This is a genomic window from Halomonas sp. ND22Bw (assembly GCF_003011945.1).
GTDB lineage: Bacteria > Pseudomonadota > Gammaproteobacteria > Pseudomonadales > Halomonadaceae > Halomonas > Halomonas halophila.
On sequence record NZ_PXWD01000624.1, the window covers coordinates 1 to 284 of the forward strand.

1 protein-coding gene is annotated in these 284 nt (G+C 65.8%); it reads left to right on the top strand.

Going from position 1 to position 284, the window contains the following annotated elements:
- Window positions 1-56: 56 nt before the first annotated feature.
- The coding region (locus CVH10_RS19650) for an energy transducer TonB (protein WP_181244544.1) at window positions 57-284 on the top strand (228 nt) is incomplete at its 3' end.

Here is a 284-nt window from a genome sequence, read left to right on the forward strand (position 1 = left end):
CGCTCTCATCGCAAACTGCGCCTTCGCCCCCGACGCCAGTCGATGTTCGACCTGCCATGCGCTGGACTGTACAGCCTCGACCGACGCCGGCCGACTTTCCGCCTGAGGCTTTGCGTAAACGTACAAGCGGCCGCGTTGATGTGCGGTGTACCGCAACACCCCGGGGCGTTCCGTCGTCTTGTATCGTCGTAGAGGAAACGCCGGCAGGGCTCGGTTTCGGACAGGCCGGCATCCACGTCGTGCAGCGCGGCCGGCTGGATCCGGCAAGTCTCGGCCCAAGCGAC